This window comes from Hyphomicrobium facile, assembly GCF_900116175.1.
GTDB classification, from domain to species: domain Bacteria; phylum Pseudomonadota; class Alphaproteobacteria; order Rhizobiales; family Hyphomicrobiaceae; genus Hyphomicrobium_B; species Hyphomicrobium_B facile.
In genome coordinates, this window is record NZ_FPCH01000003.1 from 883,600 (window position 1) to 903,376 (window position 19,777).

At 59.0% G+C, this 19,777-nt stretch carries 17 protein-coding genes; 6 read left to right on the top strand and 11 right to left on the bottom strand.

The genetic code is table 11. From position 1 onward, the window contains the following. Positions 1-26: 26 nt before the first annotated feature. A complete protein-coding gene (locus BM399_RS17325) occupies positions 27-266 on the bottom strand; it encodes a hypothetical protein (RefSeq protein WP_143117854.1) in 240 nt (79 codons plus the stop codon). A 441-nt stretch (positions 267-707) separates the two neighbouring features. Continuing rightward, a complete protein-coding gene (locus tag BM399_RS17330) occupies positions 708-893 on the bottom strand; it encodes a hypothetical protein (protein ID WP_092868963.1) in 186 nt (61 codons plus the stop codon). A gap of 357 nt (positions 894-1,250) precedes the next feature. Between BM399_RS17330 and BM399_RS17335 the strand changes: the two genes are divergently transcribed. Next, a complete protein-coding gene (locus BM399_RS17335; RefSeq protein ID WP_143117855.1) occupies positions 1,251-1,751 on the top strand; it encodes a hypothetical protein in 501 nt (166 codons plus the stop codon). A 148-nt stretch (positions 1,752-1,899) separates the two neighbouring features. Beyond that, positions 1,900-2,235 (top strand): hypothetical protein, encoded by a 336-nt coding sequence (locus tag BM399_RS17340; protein WP_092868965.1) that lies wholly within the window; start codon positions 1,900-1,902, stop codon positions 2,233-2,235. 58 nt (positions 2,236-2,293) lie between these two features. Here the strand turns inward: BM399_RS17340 and BM399_RS17345 are convergent, their stop codons facing one another. The 4 genes from BM399_RS17345 to BM399_RS17360 all read right to left on the bottom strand — a co-directional run bounded on the left by BM399_RS17345 (position 2,294) and on the right by BM399_RS17360 (position 7,598). Further along, positions 2,294-2,572, bottom strand: coding sequence for a hypothetical protein (locus BM399_RS17345; RefSeq protein ID WP_092868966.1), 279 nt, complete (start codon positions 2,570-2,572; stop codon positions 2,294-2,296). 148 nt (positions 2,573-2,720) lie between these two features. Next, positions 2,721-3,044, bottom strand: a complete 324-nt coding sequence (locus BM399_RS17350) for a hypothetical protein (protein ID WP_143117856.1) — start codon at positions 3,042-3,044, stop codon at positions 2,721-2,723. A gap of 86 nt (positions 3,045-3,130) precedes the next feature. Continuing rightward, complete coding sequence (locus BM399_RS17355) at positions 3,131-4,297, bottom strand: efflux RND transporter periplasmic adaptor subunit (RefSeq protein ID WP_177228196.1); 1,167 nt, start codon at positions 4,295-4,297, stop codon at positions 3,131-3,133. A gap of 112 nt (positions 4,298-4,409) precedes the next feature. Then, positions 4,410-7,598 (bottom strand): efflux RND transporter permease subunit, encoded by a 3,189-nt coding sequence (locus BM399_RS17360; RefSeq protein ID WP_092868969.1) that lies wholly within the window; start codon positions 7,596-7,598, stop codon positions 4,410-4,412. Between the two features lie 266 nt (positions 7,599-7,864). Here BM399_RS17360 and BM399_RS17365 point away from each other — a divergent pair, with 266 nt between their 5' ends. Further along, positions 7,865-8,788 (top strand): LysR family transcriptional regulator, encoded by a 924-nt coding sequence (locus BM399_RS17365; protein WP_092868970.1) that lies wholly within the window; start codon positions 7,865-7,867, stop codon positions 8,786-8,788. A 23-nt stretch (positions 8,789-8,811) separates the two neighbouring features. On the opposite strand, the gene BM399_RS17370 is transcribed toward BM399_RS17365, so the two are convergent. Continuing rightward, positions 8,812-10,980: an ABC transporter substrate-binding protein gene (locus BM399_RS17370; protein WP_092868971.1), complete on the bottom strand. Its 2,169-nt coding sequence runs from the start codon at positions 10,978-10,980 to the stop codon at positions 8,812-8,814. Positions 10,981-11,426: 446 nt separating this feature from the next. On the opposite strand from BM399_RS17370, the gene BM399_RS17375 reads away from it, so the two are divergent. Continuing rightward, complete coding sequence (locus BM399_RS17375; protein WP_092868972.1) at positions 11,427-12,311, top strand: SDR family NAD(P)-dependent oxidoreductase; 885 nt, start codon at positions 11,427-11,429, stop codon at positions 12,309-12,311. A 250-nt stretch (positions 12,312-12,561) separates the two neighbouring features. Here BM399_RS17375 and BM399_RS17380 read toward each other — a convergent pair whose 3' ends face one another. Then, positions 12,562-13,461 carry an alpha/beta hydrolase gene (locus BM399_RS17380; RefSeq protein WP_092868973.1) on the bottom strand — a complete coding sequence of 300 codons (900 nt, stop codon included), beginning with the start codon at positions 13,459-13,461 and terminating at the stop codon, positions 12,562-12,564. Between the two features lie 343 nt (positions 13,462-13,804). Between BM399_RS17380 and BM399_RS17390 the strand changes: the two genes are divergently transcribed. Continuing rightward, positions 13,805-14,920: a beta-ketoacyl-ACP synthase III gene (locus tag BM399_RS17390; RefSeq protein WP_092869184.1), complete on the top strand. Its 1,116-nt coding sequence runs from the start codon at positions 13,805-13,807 to the stop codon at positions 14,918-14,920. Positions 14,921-14,946: 26 nt separating this feature from the next. On the opposite strand, the gene BM399_RS17395 is transcribed toward BM399_RS17390, so the two are convergent. Continuing rightward, on the bottom strand, positions 14,947-15,573 hold the full coding sequence (locus tag BM399_RS17395) for a DUF1345 domain-containing protein (protein ID WP_244531325.1): 627 nt from the start codon (positions 15,571-15,573) through the stop codon (positions 14,947-14,949). 339 nt (positions 15,574-15,912) lie between these two features. Between BM399_RS17395 and BM399_RS17400 the strand changes: the two genes are divergently transcribed. Continuing rightward, positions 15,913-16,344 (top strand): DNA-binding transcriptional response regulator, encoded by a 432-nt coding sequence (locus tag BM399_RS17400; protein ID WP_092869185.1) that lies wholly within the window; start codon positions 15,913-15,915, stop codon positions 16,342-16,344. Between the two features lie 31 nt (positions 16,345-16,375). Here the strand turns inward: BM399_RS17400 and BM399_RS17405 are convergent, their stop codons facing one another. Together BM399_RS17405 and BM399_RS17410 are read right to left on the bottom strand one after the other, a co-directional pair. Beyond that, on the bottom strand, positions 16,376-17,080 hold the full coding sequence (locus tag BM399_RS17405; protein ID WP_244531326.1) for a response regulator: 705 nt from the start codon (positions 17,078-17,080) through the stop codon (positions 16,376-16,378). Next, positions 17,070-19,433 (bottom strand): ATP-binding protein, encoded by a 2,364-nt coding sequence (locus BM399_RS17410; RefSeq protein ID WP_092868976.1) that lies wholly within the window; start codon positions 19,431-19,433, stop codon positions 17,070-17,072. The genes BM399_RS17405 and BM399_RS17410 overlap by 11 nt, the downstream gene beginning before the upstream one ends. Positions 19,434-19,777 lie beyond the last annotated feature (344 nt).

Here is a 19,777-nt window from a genome sequence, read left to right on the forward strand (position 1 = left end):
CCGGAGATGTTGTATAGGGCGCTACCTCAGGCGGCGCGCCAGTGGTGCAACTCTATGGTCTCCGTTAGCGCCTCGGGTGCAACCCAACCTCTGAGCACGGCTTGGCGTAGACGTTCTGGCTCGCGAATGCCTGTGTCGGCCGCTTCGAACAGCCGGTGGATCATATCGTAGACGGTGATCTGCAATTCACGGTCGGCAACCTCCGTCACAAGCCGATCGAGAACGCCATAAAACGAGTGAAGCTCTTCCGTTGTATAGCCGTACATGCGCATTCAATTCCCTCACCGCGATGACCCGGCACGCCCCCCGTTCCGAATCACGCCAACGAATGTGACGGAATCAGAATCGGATTCCTGGCGCTGTACTCTTTCGGACTCTCCCACAGGGAACGCACGGTTTCTTAACAGCTTTTCCTCGGAGCCCGAATTTTAGCGGCGCTCATGATTTGGAAAGGTTTTCAAGCCATTAGTCCCCTCATTGTTTTGCGTACCCAAACAAGAGGCGGCCATCTTCGGGTGGCCGCCTTTTTTGTTTCGGATCAGGTGGTCGCCGGGTGCGCAGGATCTGACGCTCTTGCCAAGACCAGCTCAGTGCTGGCGCTTAGCGTGCATCTCGCTAGCGCTATGCTGGGACGGGTGTGAGGCTTCGCCCGCGGACGGTGTCACGAAGCGGCGTCAGCGCGCCATCGGCTCTAGCTTGCGCTTCGGCTAGTACTCATCGTCTTCTTCGACGCGGTAATTGTAGGGCATGTTCCCGCAATATTCGGTTGCTGCCCTTTGCGCGTCGTCCCAAGTCTCAAATGCGCTGCCTATCGTCTCCGAGCCGCCGCCGAAGCATCCTTCGACGTCGTTTCGGCAATTCTCACACCACACGACGACTTTGAATTTCTGCATGTTGGCTTCTCCCCGTTAGAAAAGCCCCACGGCGCTGCTCCCAATTTGCGCGCAAGTTTTGCAGTCTGAAACGCGAGAAATCTTTGTCGCCCGACGGCAACTTATAATACTGGTTTGCGCGCACTTTCCTCGCGTTACGTCCGATGACAGACTCGGATTGAGGCTACCATTTGGCGAGGAGACTAAACGTGACCGGGCCGTAACACTTCGCGCGAAAAGCGAGGCGGCTCTTCGACAGTCGTTGCAGAGATGCGCATAAAGTCACATCAGCCGGCGGCGAACTCCGCACGCCACAATCTGTCTGTTACGATCTGTTGCTGCGCTGGCGGCAACATCTGCTTGGGGGAGCCAAACGCCGTGAATTTCAGATCGATTGCTGTTCTTCTTGCCTTGGGTGTCGTCTCTGTCCATGGCGGCGCTGAGGCCTGCACGCTCAACGAGATACAGAAAGCGGACATGAGGCTCGGCCTTTGCAGGCAGCACGTCGGCATAGCGACCGGTTACGCGTGCACGACGCTCGTCATGCGATCGCAAGTTGCCGACCAATTCCAACAGATCGATTTGGCGCGACGCTGCGGTTTCAACGCAGAAGCCGAGAAGCTCGAGAAGTACTACAACCAGACGACACCGCTGGTCGCCAAACTGTATGAGTGCATCGATACGGCAATCGATCGTCCGACCGTCGAGAAGCAGGCGAAGGAAGAGGTCGACAAGGCGTTGTCGAAACTCGCGCCCGGCTGCCCGAGCGAGTTGAAAGAGAAGATGGCGAAGCGGCTGCCAACGCTCATCGAGATCGATCAGAAATCTCTTCACGAGATTCAATCGATCGCTTCGCAAATAGGGTTGACGCCCAATTAACGGAGCTGGATGAGAGGTTCTCGCGCTCGCTCAGACGCGGGCGCTCAAGAGTTTGTTGACCTTACTTTTGCTCGGGTCGCCGCAAATTAACGGCGTCTTCTAAGCTCCTCCCTTAATGCAGGTCGTGAGTGCATCTGGGAGAGCCCCCTTGTCCTACAGAACGTATGCCGCCGCGCTGCTCGCGGCCTTGAGTTTTGCCGTCGCCACGTCGGCTGAGGCACGCCATCGCCGATGCGATTTCGATCCCTACGGGTACCGCGCGCCAAGCCGCTGGTGCGGTCGTGAGGGCTGGGGTTTCTATCCGGCTTACGGCTTCTATCCTGCCGGTAGCTATTACGCGCTGCCGCGCTATCCCGTTTATGCCGTTCCGGTTCCGGTTCCGGTGCCTGTTCCGGTTCGGGTTCGCGCGTATCCAACGACCTTCTGCTACTTCGACAACGGATACGATTTCCGTCCGCGCCGGGTCTGCGTGCCGGCCTGGTGAGCCCGGCCGGGCACGTTTTTCTTATCGCTTTGCTTGATCGGCATGGCCTGAGCGGGGCTTAGCGGAAGCGCAGCCATTCGAGTGGGCGGGGCCCGCGGCAGAAGCTGCGATGGTGCAGATAGTAGCAGCGGCGGCCATCGTAATAATCATCTCGAGCGAATGGGTCGCCCGCGTAGGTGTAGAATCCGAAGTGCGGGCCGTAGGGCGGTCCGTACCTGTGGTAGCCGAGGCGGAAGGGCTGGCATCCGTCGCACCGGTGCCGGAAATGAGCATCGGCGGACGGCACAAGCGTCGCCAGACCCAATACAAAGCTTGCGACGCCCAGAAACTTCAACATCGTTGCCTCTCATTCGTCGGTCTACACCCTTTTTTTAGTCGCCGGTTTCCGATGGGGATGCAACGGCGACCGCGGGAATTGGCAAACGGCGCAACGCAAAGGTCGTCTTCATTTGATTAAACCGTGAATCTCGCGGCCGTTCACAGGCTCACTGCAAGCCTGGGGCCGACGGGTCATGGGGCGGCGCCGTGCCTTCGGGGCCGCTGCCTTGTTCGCCGGAGCTCGCTCCACCGCCTGAGTCCGCTGGCAAGCTTATGTCGGGGGGCGGCTGTTTCTCGATGGGAACGTCCGGCGAGGTCGGAGAAATCTCGGCATTCTTTTCGCTGCCCGGGCCAACTTTGCCGGGCTCAATGCTTTGAGCACCGCCTGGCGCATTTGCAGGGATATTGTTCGCCGACGGCTCCGCACGCAGCGGCGAATTCAGGACGATCGCGGCCACCAGGGCGGTGCCGGCAAGAATTCTCACCCTCATGAGGAAATGATCCTTCCGTTGTTCCATGGGCGTGAAACGCCTGGCCCAACTCGCGTGTTCCCCACTATTCGAGGTCTCGTGATCAGTCACCCCTTGTTGGGTGGCGTGGGCCCGTTCGACGATGACGGTGCTGTCGAGGAATTCGGCCGTTCCTTGATGTTGACGCGGTCGCCATCGACGATGCCGTCGGGAACGCTTTCGATCACGCGGTCTTCCGGAGCGAGGCCGGACGCAACCTCGATCGTCGCCCCCAAGTCACGGCCAATCGTGATCGGCTTGAGGAGCACCTTATCGTCGGTGCCAACCGTCGCGACACGTAAACCCGCTTTATCGAACAGGACGGCGCTGGCCGGGATGACCAAAACGTCGTGCTTGTTGCCAACCGTCAAATGAACGCTGGCATAGGCGCCCGGCATCAGCTCACCAGCGGTGTTGTCGACAACGAGCTGCATACGCGTCGTGCCGGACGCGACATCGACGGCGCCAGAGGAGGCCTCGACCTTCGCTTCATACTTCTTGCCGGGCCGCTCGGGGACTGTCAGCACGCCGATCGTGCCGTTCGGAATCATCGGCACGTACACCTGGGGCACGTTCACATAAAGCCGCAGTTTGTGGACGTCGGCGACCACGAACATTTCCGAGCCGGTGGAGCTGCCGACATTGATCAAATTTCCAACGTCGGTATTGCGCACGGTCACGATACCGTCGAACGGCGCGACGATGCTTTTGTATTGAGTGAGCGCCTTCAGCCGATCTACGTTGGCCTGCGCCGACTTCACCAACGCGTTCTTCGATTCGAGGTCGGCCAGCTTTTCATCGGCCTGCTGATGGGTGACGTAGCTGTTCGGGAGAAGCGCCTGGAAGCGTTGGTTGGTGACGGCGGCGAGGGCGGCGTTGGCCTTCGCGTTGTTCAGGTCGTACTCCGCCTGAGAGAGCTGCTGATCGAGATCGGGTGCATCGATCGTCGCGAGCACATCTCCCGTTTTTACGTGTGTGCCGATGTCGGCGTTGCGGCTCGCCACGTAGCCGCTCACGCGCGCAAAAAGCGCGGCCTGATAGTAGGCATCCAAGCGGCCCGGCAGGTCGAGCAGGCCTATGCTCGGCTGGACGGCGGGTGTCGAAACGGCGACCGTCGGAATGGCGCGCGTGGCAGACTTGTTCTTCAATTGGGCGATGCTCTCTTCGCGGCCTGTGATGCCGGTAAAGGCGAGCAAGGCTGCGCCGCCGATGAACAGGAGGGCGAGCAGGGGCATCTTCCAGCGGGATCGCCGAGGCCTCTCAATTGGATTTCCAGCCAGACTTCCTGGCGGGCTCGCTGACGGGTTCTCCGGCCGTTGCCGGTTCTCTGGTGGCTTCACCAAGGGCTCATGCTGCATGAAATTCTCCTGGGATTGCACCTTGCGGCGATGATGAGCTTGCGGACTTCCGCCGGTGCATCAGGCTAAAAATAATCGGTACAATGAATAACGTTGCAGCCGTCGCGAACAAGAGGCCACCGATCACCGCGCGGCCAAGCGGGGCATTCTGTTCGCCACCTTCCCCAAGACCCAATGCCATCGGCGCCATGCCGATAACCATGGCAAGCGCCGTCATCAGAACGGGACGGATGCGGACGAAGCCCGATTCAAGCGCGGCCTGGATGGGATCGCCGTGTTCCGCCAGCCGCTCCCGCGCAAAGGTGACCACCAAAACGGCGTTCGCGGTCGCGACGCCCATGCACATAATGGCTCCCGTCAATGCGGGCACCGACAGTGTGGTTCCGGTGACGAATAGCATCCAGACGATGCCGACGAGGGCCGCGGGGAGCGCCATGATGATCACGAGCGGATCGCCCCAGGATTGAAAATTCACGACAATGAGCAGGTATATAAGCACGATGGCGCCGAGGAGTCCGAACAACATTCCAGTATAGGCACTGTTCATTGTGCGCACTTGACCGAGGAGCACCGCGGTCGCGCCTTTCGGAAGATCGGCCTTGGTGGCATCGACGATCTTCTGGATGTCGGCTGCAACGGCACCGAGATCACGGCCTTCGGTCGTCGTCAGGATCTGCACCATCGACTGGATATCGTATTGCGACACGACGGCATTGCTCGTCATGCGATCGACACTGGCGACGGCTCCGAGAATTTGGGGCGCGGGCGCGCCGTCGGCGGTGATCGGCAAGTTCTCCAGAGACGTCAGCGAGTCGAGCTTGTACTGCGGTGTCTGGATGACGATCGGATAGGTGACGCCGTTCGCCTTGTTGAGCCAGTAAACGGGATTGACCTGACTCGTGCCGGCGAGGCTCGTGCTCAAACTCGCAGTAACGTCGCGCTCGGTCACGCCGACGTATTGCGCGCGCGAGCGATCTACGTTCACCTTGAAGCCTGGGTTCTCTCGCGATTGCTGAATGCGCGCATCGGCGACCCCCGGGATCAGTTTGATTTGCCGTAAAATCTTCTCGGCATAGTCGAAGTTCGGGCCGAGCTTCGGTCCTCGGATCTGGAGATCGATGGGCGTCGGCGCGCCGAAGTTCAAAATCTGACTGACGATATCGGCGGGCAGGAACGAGAAGGTCGCTCCGGGGAAGCGCTTCGGCAGTTCGTCGCGCAGTTCCTTGACATATTCGGCCGTCGGGCGATGGTCCGGATTGAGCGCAACTTGGATATCGCCATCCTGCGGCCCGATCACACCGGTGTTGTTATATGACATGTTGATGCCGCTGACCGGAATGCCGATGTTATCGACCATAGCGCCGAGGTCTTTCGGCTCGATGATTTCACGAATGGCATCTTGAATTTGCGCAAACGTTCGCGCGCTCTCCTCGACACGCGTGCCGATATCGAGCCGCACGTGCATCAGAATTTGACCGGAATCGACCCGAGGAAAGAAGTTGCGGCCGAGATAGGGTACCAGCAAAAACGATGCGCCGATAAATCCGAACGAGAAGATCAGAACGAGCGTTCGATGTGAAAGCGCGCTTTCGAGAAGGCCATGATAGCCGTTACGCATTCTCTCGAAGCGATGTTCGAATGCGCGCTGAAAGAGAAGGAATGGATTGCGGGTTGGTCTGCTATGCCCGTCAGGATCGTGCATCTTCAGCAGGTACTTCGCCATCGTCGGCACGAGGGTGCGAGAGAGTGTGAAGGACGCGACCATAGCGAACACGACGGCTTCCGCCATCGGTACGAATAGAAAGCGAGCAACGCCTTCGAGGAAGAACATGGGGACGAAAACGATACATATGCAGAGCATCGAAACAAATGCGGGCGTCGCGATCTGATCGGCTCCGTCGAGGATGGCGGTCTCGACGTCCTTTCCTTGCTCCAGATGGTAGTTGATGTTTTCGATCGTCACCGTCGCTTCGTCGACGAGAATACCGACGGCCAGCGCCAAGCCGCCGAGTGTCATGACGTTCAAGGTTTCGCCGAGCGCCGACAGCATCGCTACCGATGCCAACACGGCTAGCGGAATCGAGGTTGCGATGATGACCGTCGAACGGACGCTACCCAAGAAGAGAAGGATCATAATGCTCGTCAAAGCGGCGGCGAGAACGCCTTCGTGAATGACGTTTTGCACGGCTGCGCGGACGAAGATCGATTGATCTCCGAGGAGCGATATCGTCAGCGCATCGGGAAGCCCCGGTTTGATCTCCTGGATCTTGTCTTTGACGCCTTGGATAATCGCGAGCGTGGAAACTGCGCCGTTTTTCAAGACCGACAGCAGAACGGAGCGGTTGCCGTTGACGTGCACGATATTCTGTTGCGGAGGGTTTCCATCGCGGATGTGGGCAACATCGCGGATGTAGACCATCGCGCCGTTGACGGCCTTGATCGGCAAGTCGCCCAAGGCGCTGATGTCGGACGGCGCATTGTTCAGCTGCATCGTATATTCGGTGCCGCCGATTTTCTGGGTGCCGACCGGATTTATGAGGTTCTGGGCGCCGAATGCGTTCGAAACATCCTGTGCGGAAAGGCCCTTCGCATGGAGCGCCGTATCATCGAGATCAATCTGGATCTGGCGCGTCTTGCCGCCGAAGGGATAGGGAACGGCGGCACCGGGCACCGTCACGAGCCGCGTGCGGATGTTGTTCAGGGCGAGGTCGGACAGGTTCTGTTCGGTCAAGCCGTCGCCGCCGAGTGCGAGCTGCACTATCGGCACGGTCGAGGCGCTGTAGTTCAAGATGAGCGGCGGTGTCGCACCGGGCGGCAACTGCTTCAGGATAGTCTGCGATACAGCTGTCACCTGCGCGTTGGCGGTGCGGATATCGGCGCCCGGCTGGAAGAAGATCTTGACGATACCGATGCCGTTATACGAGTTCGCCTCGATATGTTCGATATCGTTGACGGTCGTCGTTAGGACGCGCTCGAACGGCGAAACCACTCGACCAGCCATCTCATCCGGAGGCAGCCCCGTATACTGCCAGACCGTTGCGATGACGGGGATGCGAATTTCGGGGAATATGTCGATCGGCGTGCGGAATGCCGCCAAGGTACCAGTAAGAAGAATGAGCAGCGCCAACACGACGAATGTGTACGGCGACCGCAGCGCTATACGCACCAATGCAGCCATGCTTCAGAAATCTCCACATCGCCGGCTAGAAATTCGGAACCATCTGACGCGTCAGCTACAAAACAGGATGAGGCTTCGGTTCCGTCTGTTGACGCGCATTACTTATCGGCGATGAAGGGCGCGCTTCAATTATACCTTCATCTACTCTCGTTAACGGAGATACAAATCAATCACCCGACCGGCAGAAATGGGGGTCTACGGCTCATCTGTCCAATAGTATGTAGGGATGTTATTATTCTGATTTGCAGATTAATCGGACGCACCGGATGGATCTCAAGCAGCTTAAACATTTCGTCGCTGCCGCAGAAGAGCAGCACTTCACCCGAGCTGCACGCAAAATGAATATCGTTCAGTCGGGGCTTTCGGCTTCAATTCGGGCGCTCGAGCAGGAAATGGGCGCACCGCTGTTTGTCCGCACTACGCGGCGGGTGGAGCTGACGGTTGCCGGCCAGGTGCTCTACGAGAGGGCTCTGCTGATCATTGCGGGCGTCAGAGACGCGCGTCGCGCGGTCGCGGCTATCAGCGGTTTGGAGCGGGGTTCACTGAGCATCGGGACGTGCGCCAGCCTCAATGCTTTTTTCGATCTTCCGCTCTTGCTCGGAGAGTTCCACGCGCTGCACCCGGATGTCGAAATTCGCCTCTGCCACAGTACGGCAGCGAAGCTGATGGACAAGGTGAAGGATAGCAGCATCGATTTGGCGTTCTTGCCGCTCTACGAAAAGAGCCGGGAAATCGTATCGATGCCGATCGCATCCGATCGTCTGGTCGTTGCCCACCCTTTGGGTCATCCGCTCGAGGGACGCGAAAGCGTTTCGCTCCACAGCCTCGCGGGCGAGACGTTTGTCGACTTTCAGCTCGATCAGGGAACGCGGCGGATCGTCGACCGGGCATTCGCCGCCATCAACGTCTCTCGCAAGACGGCGCTCGAGGTTGGCGATGTGCAGGTGCTGCTCGATCTCGTCGCGCGGGGCTTCGGCATCGCTCTCGTACCCTACACGTTCGTCATGGCGCGGGCCGCGCAATCGACGACGCCCAAGATCGGCATCACGTCACTCCGAAAGCCCGGGATCCGGTGGGAGCTCGTCGCTGCCTTCAGCGGCCGCGCGGGGGCGGCGCAATCGCGCAATCCGGCTGTCGCGGCCTTCACCGGGGTCTTGGACAGGGTTCGCTCGGAGAAGAAACTTTTCTGAGCGCATGACCGGCACCGGAGGCTCTACGCAGAACTTGCGAGATAGACGTAGTAGGCCATCCCGGCGACCATTGCGGGAACCGCTACGATGTGAAGGAAGACCAGGCTCGTTTTCAGCCAGCGGATCGGTTCGACCCTCTTGTTCTCACGCGCAATCGTGATGGCGATGATCACGCTCAACATGAAATAGGTGAACAGGAACATTCGATCGGAGAGCGTTTCGATATTGGCGTCGATCTTCGGTAGCGCGAGATACAACGCGACGGCGGACAGCAATGCCGTGACCTGTATCGTCACGATGGCCTCGAAGTGATGCGTCGAGATGAAGATCGACAAATAGGCGATGATCAGGATGAAGGCCAACGGCACGACGACCCTGAGAAAATAGTCCGTCGTTTCGCGTTTCATCAGCCATGCGAAGCTGGCTTTATAAAATGGAAATACACTCGGCTCGAGTGTTTGTGCGTCCACTGTGCGAACGAAGTCGACGTCGTATCCAACATACTGGTCTCTCGCGTCCCAGCCATCCACCTTCACCACATGGTCTCGCACCTGCTGCGGCGGCGGCTGAACGATGAACGGTGTGTTGCCGGGCTTCGGCCGCAGGTCGATCGAAAAGCGCTGCGTATCGAACGGATAATTTCTGAGATCCGGCGCGTATACGAATTTGCCCGTCACCTGATAGATTTTCATGTGGTCGGGATAGGCGGCGCTTTGGCCGCCGTCGTGAATGGCGCGGACGGTGATCTGACGTTCGTTGGAGCCGGGCTCGAGATAGGCGTTGGCGAATTCGATCTGCTCGATCGAGGCGCCGCTCCGGTCATTCATCGATAGATAGAAGTCTGCGAAGAAGGTCTTTTCGGAGTCGTCGATACGTTCGGCATGGATGAGATCTATGTCGGCGTAAAGCGTATCGATCCGTTGCAGGCTCTGATCGCGCAGGTGAAGGAACTGTATCGGTGCAAGCTGCGCACGGCTGCGGCCGCGGGGCAGCATGACGATCAGCGGTGTCCGGGCTGCGGCGCGTGATGCCGGCTGGAACGACCAGTTATCGAAGCGTCCCTTGAATATCCCGCGGCCAGAGGCGTAACCGGTTTTCAGCTGGTCGACGATCAGGTTGCGAACATCGGGTATCTCAGCGGTGATTTCCGCCGAGCGTGCCGCTTCAGCGATCAGGCTGACGACATCGGCGTATTGTGCGCCAACCGACAACGCACGCATGTTGGGAATATCGAGAACGTTGAGGGGAATGTCCTCGTCTCGCGGCTTGCACGTTCCGTCCTTCCAGCCGGGCGCGCTGGAATTTTTCGCGCCCTCGAAAATCCATTGGCTCGGATATGGCGTGCTCGAAATAAGCGCGCGCAGTCTCTCGCTATAGCCGTCGGGAAGCTCGTTCCAGGCAAGCTGATAGACGTCGTTCGCGTAGGCATCAGCGCCTTGGTTCGTGACTGAATCGACGCGGCCGGCGACGAATAGCGGCGGCGTGAAGCCTGCGTCCTGAAACTGCTTTACGACGTCCTTCATCCGGTCGCCGCCGACTGCGAGAAAGACGATCCCGACATTTTTCGCCTTGAGGTCAGCGACAGCGGCTGCGAGCGCAGCCGGATCGAGCTTGTCGGCCGTGAGTTGCAGCCGATGGTCGGCGACAAGGCCTCCACTCAGAAACTCTTTAAGGCTGTCACTGAAATTGGTGCTTCCAAGCAAGGACTGGATGCCGATGAAAGCAGGCCGCTCGAAATGAGCCAGTTTCACAAACTCGGCGATGACCGGCATGCGCTCCTCGTCCTCGGACGCGCGAGTCGTGAAAACGTTGGGGTAATCCTTGATGAGGTCGGTAACCGATATGTCGGACATGAACGGAATGCCGCTCGCCTTCAAATCCTTGCCGTTCGCATCGAGTGCCGCCTGGGCGCGAGTTGCGTTCGATATGCCAATCATCGCGATCGTCTGGGGATCCGAGATGGCGGCCGCCATATTCTCGATCGTGCTCTGCGGCAGACGCTGATCGTCGAGAATGTTCACTACGACCTTGCGTCCGGCAATTCCGCCATCCTGATTGATGCGGTGTTGGGCCAGCGTTGTGAGGCGTTTGATGGCCTTCAGCTGGCCGCTGTCATAGCAGTCGTCGTTTCTCGATGTGACGAAGACCTGCATGATGAGTGGAGGGCGCGCCGCTGCTTCCGCTTTGTCCATTGCGTGCGCAATTGATGGAGCGAGGGCGCTCGCAACCAACGAGGTTCCGAAAGCGGCAACGGCATGAGCGACTGACGCACGGCGAAGCACGTTCGCGCAAAATTCAGACAAAACTGATCTCACGTTTCCCACCCGCTACTGATTTGGGCACCCGGCACCACCGGACCGTCCCGTTTCCCCGTCTGCTGCGCTTTGGTGCGCTCCCCGCGCCAAAACGCTTATAAAGCGCTTATAATCGTTCGAGGCAGAGAGGGGTAAGAATTTGGTTTGTGTGGGGCGTATTCGGGGTCAGCCGCCGCAATTGCGGAAATTGTCATCGGCTTGTCTTGACGAAAGACGTCAAGGATCCCCCGGGGGTGTCAGGGGTTATTCGCCTTGCGGGCAGGCAGGGGTTTCCCTACGCTCGGGTCCGCACAATTGGAAGCACTACGGGTCCGACTTAACAGATGCAGAACAGTTCGGCGTCATGGCGTTCACTGCTTTGGCCATGGCGCTCACCCGCTGATCCGGACGACGTCCGGGAGGCGCGCAAAGCCGTCGCGCACTTAAAGCCGGCAGTCGTCATTACGGGCGGGGCGAGCGGGATCGGACTGGCTCTTGCGCAGCGTTTCATCGAGGCTGGGCATGAAACGGCCATTGCCGGGCGGACCCAGTCCAAGCTCGAAGCGGCGGCCGAGCATCTCAAGTCGCGCACTGGTTCATCGGTCACGACGATCCTTTGCGATGTCAGTCAGTGCGATGCGCTGGACAAGATAACCGCGGGCCTCGGAGGGGCCGGGCTTTATCTCGACGTGCTCGTCAATAACGCCGGGATGGGCCTCGCCGGACCATTTCTCAGCCATTCGCAGGCTGATCTTTCGCGCCTCATCGCAATTAATATCGAGACCGTGACGCGTCTATCGCGGGCGGTGCTGCCCGACATGCTAGCCCGTCAACGCGGTGGTGTTTTGAACGTCGCGTCGCTGGGAGCAGATGTCCCCGGCCCGAACCAGGCAGCTTACTATGCAAGCAAATCATATGTCGTTTCACTGACGGAGGCGATTGCGAGCGAATACTCCGGGCAGGGGGTCAGGATTTCCGCTCTGCTGCCCGGGCCGGTCGATACGGCCTTTCATCAAGAGATGGGTGCTGAACAGTCGCTCTATCGTTGGGTGTTGCCGTCGATGTCGGCCGATCGCGTCGCGCGGAGCGCTTACCGCGGCTTCATGTTCGGCAATCGCGTGATTGTGCCGGGCATATCCAATATTTTCTTCTACGTCGCGCTCAAGGTGTTGCCGCACACACTCACGGTACCCCTTGTTTACTGGCTTTTGCGACGGCCCAATATTTAAGACCGCATTAAGATGGGCGCAGGACGTCGCAATAATTGCGGACGTTTGTATTATAGCAACTAATTTCGCGCTAAGTGTATATGGGCTCTGGAATGAGGTTTCGCGTATCCAGGGTTTCCCGACGCGGCTGCGCTCAGCGGGTTGAACGGGCTCCTTTGAGCTCGATGTGACCGGCCGCGTGGCCGCGCTGCATTCGACGTGACGATGGCGCAGCGTGTAAACGCATTTTGCTACCGTCACGCTGCCTCGATCATGCCGCTGCCATAGCTTCAGTATCACGAGCGACTGTCGCGCCGATGCTCTCTGCAATGCGCGCGACGAAAGAGCGGGTCTTTTCGACCACCACATGACGCTCCTTGTCGAGCGTGACCATGTGATAGCTATCCTCCAGCACGACGAGATCGACCGGTGCCGCCAGATTGGCCTGCACGTAAGTGGCATTGTTCAGGTCTGCGTAGTCGTCCTGGCGCGAATGGACTATGAGTGCCGGCTGGTCAATTCGGCCAAGAAGCTTCTTTGCGGCCGAGACGAGGCGGCGATGCTCAAGCAGCATGGCGCCGGGCGTGCCGACCGTTCCGAGATCCGAGCCATCGGACGCAGCAAGCGCGGCACGAACGAACTCACGCACGCGCGGGCATTTGATGCCGAGCGAGGCCGCGTCGGGAAACTCCATCAAGTTTGCCATCCAGCGGGTGCGGACGAGCGAGAAGAACTTCGTGTACCAGGGCATCGCCCAGCCGTTGATCCATAGGGTCGGCGAGAAGAGCGCAACGCCCTGAACCTTGTCGCGGTTGTTGGCTGCAAGATGAAGGCCGATGATGCTGCCGAGGCAAAGGCCGCCGACGATCACCGTATCGCAGTCTTTTCGCAGTTCATCGAGCGCGGCTTCGGCGCTCTGATACCAATCCTGCCATGTGGTGTTGACGATGTCCTGACGGGTGCCGCCGTGGCCGGCGAGCGTTGGGCAATGCACCGTGTACCCCGCGCGGGCGAGGCCCATTGCGACGAAGCGCATTTCAGCGGGTGTGCCGCAGAGACCGTGGATCAGCAATACGCCGACTTTTCCGCCCGCGATGCGATACGTCGTATCCTTGGCAGCCGCGGGGGTTAGCGAGGCGGCGGCAGTCAACTTGGTGATTTCGGCGGACATGGGCTCGTCTCCCTGTGGTCTTCGGGACGAGCTTTAGGTTCGGGGTGGACGGCGGTCTGTTCCGCTGGCGACAAGCCGATGAGGCCCAAAGGAAAATCGTGCGCGATGAGTTCCCGCGGGAACAGGAGAGGTCTCGCGGCTTGCCGGCAGCATCGACAAACGGCAAATCTGATGGCAGAGGGAGCGCGCGCGGCTGAGCGGGGGGAACCGTTAACAACCGTCTTTAAAGTTAAAGCGCCGTCATGGCGTGCGCTGGCGCCAAGCGCGGCATGCTAATGACATCCAAACGACAACAAAAAATTGGGCTCTGCTAGAAGCCCATCAAGTGAAACTGGAAACGCACGTGCATCAACCTGTCATCGCCGCGACCGGGATCTACGTCCCGCCACACAGCATTTCGAACGACGAACTCGTTACGGCCTTCAACGCCTATGTCAGCGAGTTCAACTCTGTTAACGCGGCGGCCATTGCTGCCGGAGACGTCGCGCAGCTGTTGCCGTCGTCGTCGGAGTTCATCGAGAAGGCATCAGGCATCAAGTCCCGACACGTCGTGGACAGGGATGGAATACTCGATCCTGCGATCATGCGCCCGCATATACCCGAGCGGCCGAACGAACAGCTTTCGGTCCTTGCGGAGATGGCGGTTCATGCCGCGCGCGACGCAATCGCAAATTGGGGCGGCGATATTCGTGACATCGGCGCCGTGATTTGTGCGGCGTCGAACATGCAGCGGCCTTACCCGGCTATGGCGGTCGAAGTTCAGAACGCGCTCGGGATCGGCGGCTTCGCTTTCGACATGAACGTCGCTTGCTCGTCTGCAACGTTCGGTATCAAGACCGCGACAGACTTCATTCGCGGCGGCTCTCCGAAGGCTGTCCTCGTCGTCAATCCCGAGATCTGCTCGGGCCACCTCAATTTCAGGGATCGCGATAGCCACTTCATCTTCGGCGATGTCGCGACAGCCGTGATCGTTACGGACGCCGCTTTAGCCAAGGGCGGATGGACTATCCTCGGTACGCGCCTCAAGACGCAGTTTTCGAACAACATCCGCAACAATTTCGGATTTCTGAACCGCTGTGCTCCGGAAGGAATTGGCGCGGCGGACAAACTTTTCGTCCAGGAAGGACGGAAGGTTTATCGCGAAGTGGTGCCGATGGTCATCGAAATGATCATCGAACACGCGCGCGATATTGGCGTCGATCACAAAGCTCTGAAGCGGCTGTGGCTGCATCAGGCGAACATCAACATGAACGAGATGATCGGCCGAAAGGTTCTGGAGCGCGAGCCGATGCCCGGAGAGAACGTCATCATTCTCGATACCTTCGCCAATACGAGTTCGGCGGGGTCGATGATCGCGTTTCACACTGCGAGCGGCGATCTCGTTCGCGGCGACACCGGGCTCATTTGCTCTTTCGGGGCGGGTTATTCCGCCGGCACCGTTTTCGTCGAGAAGCTCTAGTCGAAGGTGGCTCTCGCAGCAGCGCGTTAAGCCAAGCTCGCCGCGAGATTGATCGTAAGGGCGAGTATCATCGTGTTGAAGAAGAAAGAGACGATGGCATGGAGGATCGTCAAACGCCGGATCTCCTTGCTGTTGATGATCACGTCCGATGTCTGTGACGCCGCTCCAAATGACGTGGCGAAATAGAAGAAATCCCAATAATCCGGCGTCGTATCGGCCGGGAACGTCAATGGGTTGATGCCCTTTGCACCCTGTTCGGAGAAATGGTTGGGGGCGTAGTACTCGTGCGCGTAGTGCAGAGTGAAACTCACCTGTGTCACGAGCCACGAAATGACGATCGTTGCGGCGGCGAGGCCGACAAGGAGAACCTTGCCTTCGTTCGACGCTGCCTTGGCTGCGGAGATCAAACCGAAAATCGCAGCGAAACTCGAAAATATTGCGAGAAGTACAAGCACCAAAATGACGACGCCGCTATCATCCTGACGTGCTGCTCGGGTGCGGATCTTGTCGGAATGGCATTGGCGCATGACCGTGAATGTCATCACGAGGTAGCTCGCGCCGCTCAGACACCAGGCCATGGCCTCGCGAACGGAAGCGTGAAGCGAAGACGGCAATAGGCTGAGAGCAAGCACGCCGACGGCTGCGGCTATCAAAATTCTCGGCCTCAGGATCAGGGAACGGCCGATTGATCGGGGGCTGTACCAATTCGCTCGCTTGCGAGCCGTCCTGATGGGGTCGTTCATGCCGGGGATCGCGAACTTCTCTGGAAAGGACGCCTAAGCCGCAAGGACGGGGCGCGCCCCGGATATGATAGGGATTGATCCGGTTCGTTCAACGTACATTACGCTTAATTGAAGCGGATTCTTCGCGCTCCGGCTACCGCTCTCAATGCCTAGTCCGACAAGCCTAGAGCCTCACGCTGACTATGCCTTAATTCAAAAAACGCCTCTGATTGCGTGGTGAGACCGGCAAAAACGGAAGGAGGCCGCGTGATGTCCACCACTAGGCCAGCGACGGCCATTGGTTGTGCTCCGCTGGCGTCGGCCGGGCTGTCCACGCGCCCGCTGATCGCGGTTATCGAAGACGACTATCGCTCGTCAATGGCGTTGAGCATGCTGATCGATGACTGGGGGTACTCCTGCATCGCCGCCCGCTCGTGCCTCGAGGCCGTCCAGACTTTGGGGCATCGGCTGACCAATGTTTCGGCAATCATTACGGACATCGAGATTGAGGGCGAGATGCGGGGCGTCAATGATGCGCTCGCCCTCGCCACGATGATCGGACATCCGGTGCCAACGATCATCACGACCGGTCATTCCGACGTCGTTTGGGTCACATCGCCATTCCCGGTCGTCGGGAAGCCATTCGATCCCGACATTCTGCATCGATGGCTGCTTCACAATCTCGGGCCTTCGCTGCAGTAAAAAATAGGCCCGCGTTATTCTTGTTGCGAGCTTAGCTCCGCGTGGCGAGTTCGGTGCGGTTGCGAGCTCCAAAATGCGAAAAGAGAGCCGCAAGGTGGATTTTTACCGTGCCTTCGGCGATGTCGAGTTCGCGTGCGATTTCTTTGTTCGAAAGGCCCCGGCGGACACAATCCAGGACGTCGCGTTGCCGCGGTGAAATGGCTTTGTTGGTGGCTCCACCGCCGGGGTCCCGCTTTGCGGCAGGCGTATCGGAGCTTGCGAGCTTTGCTCTGTGTTCGGCATTGCCCGACGTCATGAACCGCGGCACGAAAACGCGGCCATCCAGAATGTCATTCAGCGCGCCGACGATCTCGTCGTCCGCCAGTGATTTGGGCACATATCCGTTGAGGCCCATGGCAACGGCCTTGACGACGTCGTTGCGTTCTTCCGATCCCGAGACAATCGCAACTCGAATGCTGGGATAGGCCTCTTTCACCACGCGCAGGCCCTCGGGTCCCGAAATCCCCGGCATCGCCAGATCGAACAGCGCGAGCTCGACGTTTGGTGTTTCTGCAAGACGATCGAGCGCAGCGTCGAACGACGACGCTTCGATGACAGAACGAAATCCCATTCGATCGCGAAGCAAAAAGCTGAATCCGGACCTGTAAAGTCCATGGTCGTCGGCCACCAGAACCGTATCCCGCTCTGCGACCGGCATCGCCTTTTCTACGTTGGTCTTTTCCAAATTAGCTGGCACTTGCATTGGCTCCGTACTCGGCATTGAAGCTATTCAGCGAAACTTTATGAGCATTGAGAATTGCACTCAGCGTGGCAGCGATAAGCTCGGGATCTGCCGGCTTGGTAAGCCATGGCCTCCCTGATTTTGCCAGTATCGCCAGAGTAGCAGAATCAGTGCCGCCGGAAAGGATCACGGCGGGAATATCCGTGTTCGTTCTAGCTGCCATGCGTTTGATGAATTCCAGGCCCGTTTCCGATCCTCTCAGATCGAAATCAAGCACGGCTGCATCGATCGCGAGCCCCTTGCTGAGGCCTTTCTCGGCTTCGGCCGCCGTTTGGTAGCCGAAAGCGAGATTGCCGCGATCTTCGAGATCGCGCATCAGGGCTGCGACGATGAGGGGATCGTCGTCCAGAACGAGTATTCTCATGCCGTAGATGGCCGTCTCGGACTTGGGCGACGGTTCTGGCCGGCGCGCGCCTTCGAGGATGCTGCTCTTCGGTAGTACAATCGTAAATCGCGAGCCGCGTCCGCGCCGGGAGGTGACGAGGATCTTCATGCCGAGCAGCTCGGCGTAGCGGCGCGCGATCGAAAGGCCGAGGCCAAGTCCGTCATTCACGCCATAGGCGCGCTGATCGGCGCGCGAAAATTCTTCGAATATCTTTTCGCGGCGTTCGATGGGAAATCCGGGGCCGGTGTCGAAAACGTCGATCACGCGTTCGCCGTCTCGTTCGCGCGCAGCAAGTATGACGCCGCCGTACTTCGTGAATTTCAAGGCATTCGAGACGAGATTGCGGATAATGGTTTCGAGCAGGGCGGCATCCGTTTCGATGATCCAGTCGCGTGAGCGGCTGAGAAACTTCAAGCCGTTCTGCTCGGCTTCGACTTTCGAGCCAACCGAAATCCGTTCGATGATCTCGCTGACCGATACAGAGGTTTTCGCCGGATCGATCAGCTTGGCGTCTAGGCGCGAGATGTTGAGAAGCGCATCGAACATGCCCTTCAATCCGCGCAAGCCTTCCTCCATCTGCGCAACGAGCGTCGTCGCTTCGTTGCCGCTGACACGGCGCGCAAGCGCACGCGCGAATAATGTCAGTGCGTGCAGAGGCTGACGGAGATCATGGCTGGCCGCCGCGAGAAAGCGGGACTTGGCTTCGGTCGCGAGTTCCGCTTCGGCCTTTGCGCGCTCGAGGCCGATGTTTTGCTCAGCGAGTCGCTGCGTTCGTTCCTGGACCTGTGTTTCAAGGGATTGGTTTGCGGCCGCAAGGGAAGCTCTTTGGGCGTCGAGCTCCTTGACGAGGGATCTGAGGGATTTTGACAGGACCCGTGCTTCTTCGTAGCCGCCAACCTGCGGGAACTCGAGCTTCTGCCCGCGCCGCAGGCCTTCCGCCGTATCGGCGAGCTGGAGCAGCGGTTGCGAGAGCTTGCCGGCGAGTATCCAAGCCAAAAGAGCGGCGAGGGCCGCGACGATGCCGCCGCATATCAGAATTGTTGTCTGCAAGCTTCGCACGGGTGCGAACGCGAGTTTCTGATCCTCCCGCACGAGAACGATCCAGTGCAAGCCGGGATAAGACCGGTAGCCATCGCTTTTTGAAAATCCCGTCACGTAAGACATGGCGTCCGGCCACTGTTCGACGGCAAAACCGGCATCGCCTGGACGGGCGGCTCTGATGCTCGGCAGATCCAATGTTTTTCCGGTTATGTCGTCCGGACCAAAAAGGACCTGCCTCGCTTCGTCGAGCACAATGACGTCGGCAGGAATTGCATCTTTCATGCTGCCGAGAAGGGTGTCGCGAACTTCTTCCGCCCAATCGGCGCTCAAGGTCGCGCCAAGGACACCGAACGTGGACTCCGAGTCCGAGATCGGGACCGCGAGATCAATAAAATCCGATGTCGTGTGACCGTCTCGCGGGGGCGGACCGTGATCGGGCCGGGCCGGAAGCTTGACGTCGCCCACATATGGTTCGTGTAGACCCTTCTTGAACCAGACTTGATTGCTGACGTTCTGTCCTTCGTATTCGCCGCGAGTCGAGCTCAGGATTTTGCCATTATGATCGGCAAACCCGATCCAGGAATAATCGGAGTATGCGCTTTGAAATCTCTCAAGCGAGGCGCGTAACGCGTCCGGCGTGTCGGTCTTTTGCAAGATCTTGCCGATGGCCGCCATGTTGTCGAGGGATTGGAGGCGCTCGAACATGGCGCGGTCGAGCTTGTCTTGCATTTCATCCGCCAGCAACGCCAGCGATTGACCAATCTCTTGTTCAAGGCGGCTCACGGCATCGCGCCCGATCACGTAGGACACGGCAATCGTCAACAAAAGTGAGACTAGGGAGATCGCCGCCGCAATCAGGACTTTTAACGAAACGCGCCGCATCGGATCTCTATCTTCTTTCCGCAAGCTGAAGTTAGCCTCGAACCTAATCAAGGCGAAGATCAAGCGGGATTTGCGACGCGCCCCCCGGGGATGCGGAACACCGCAGCCCTCGCCGCAAAGGCGGTTGCTTGGCAATAGACCATCCGGCCTAGCAAATGTTCATTGACCTAGACCGCCGGGCTGAGTGGTGCCGGCAATTCATCCGGAACAAACATAATTTGCCAAGCGGATCCATAGCCCTATCGGTATTGGTCTCTCACGTTAGGCGGATCCGCTTTTTCGCGAGCGAGCGCCGTCCCTCACCCCCCACCCAAAGCGCCGCTTTCGATAGCAGGGGCCCGGCT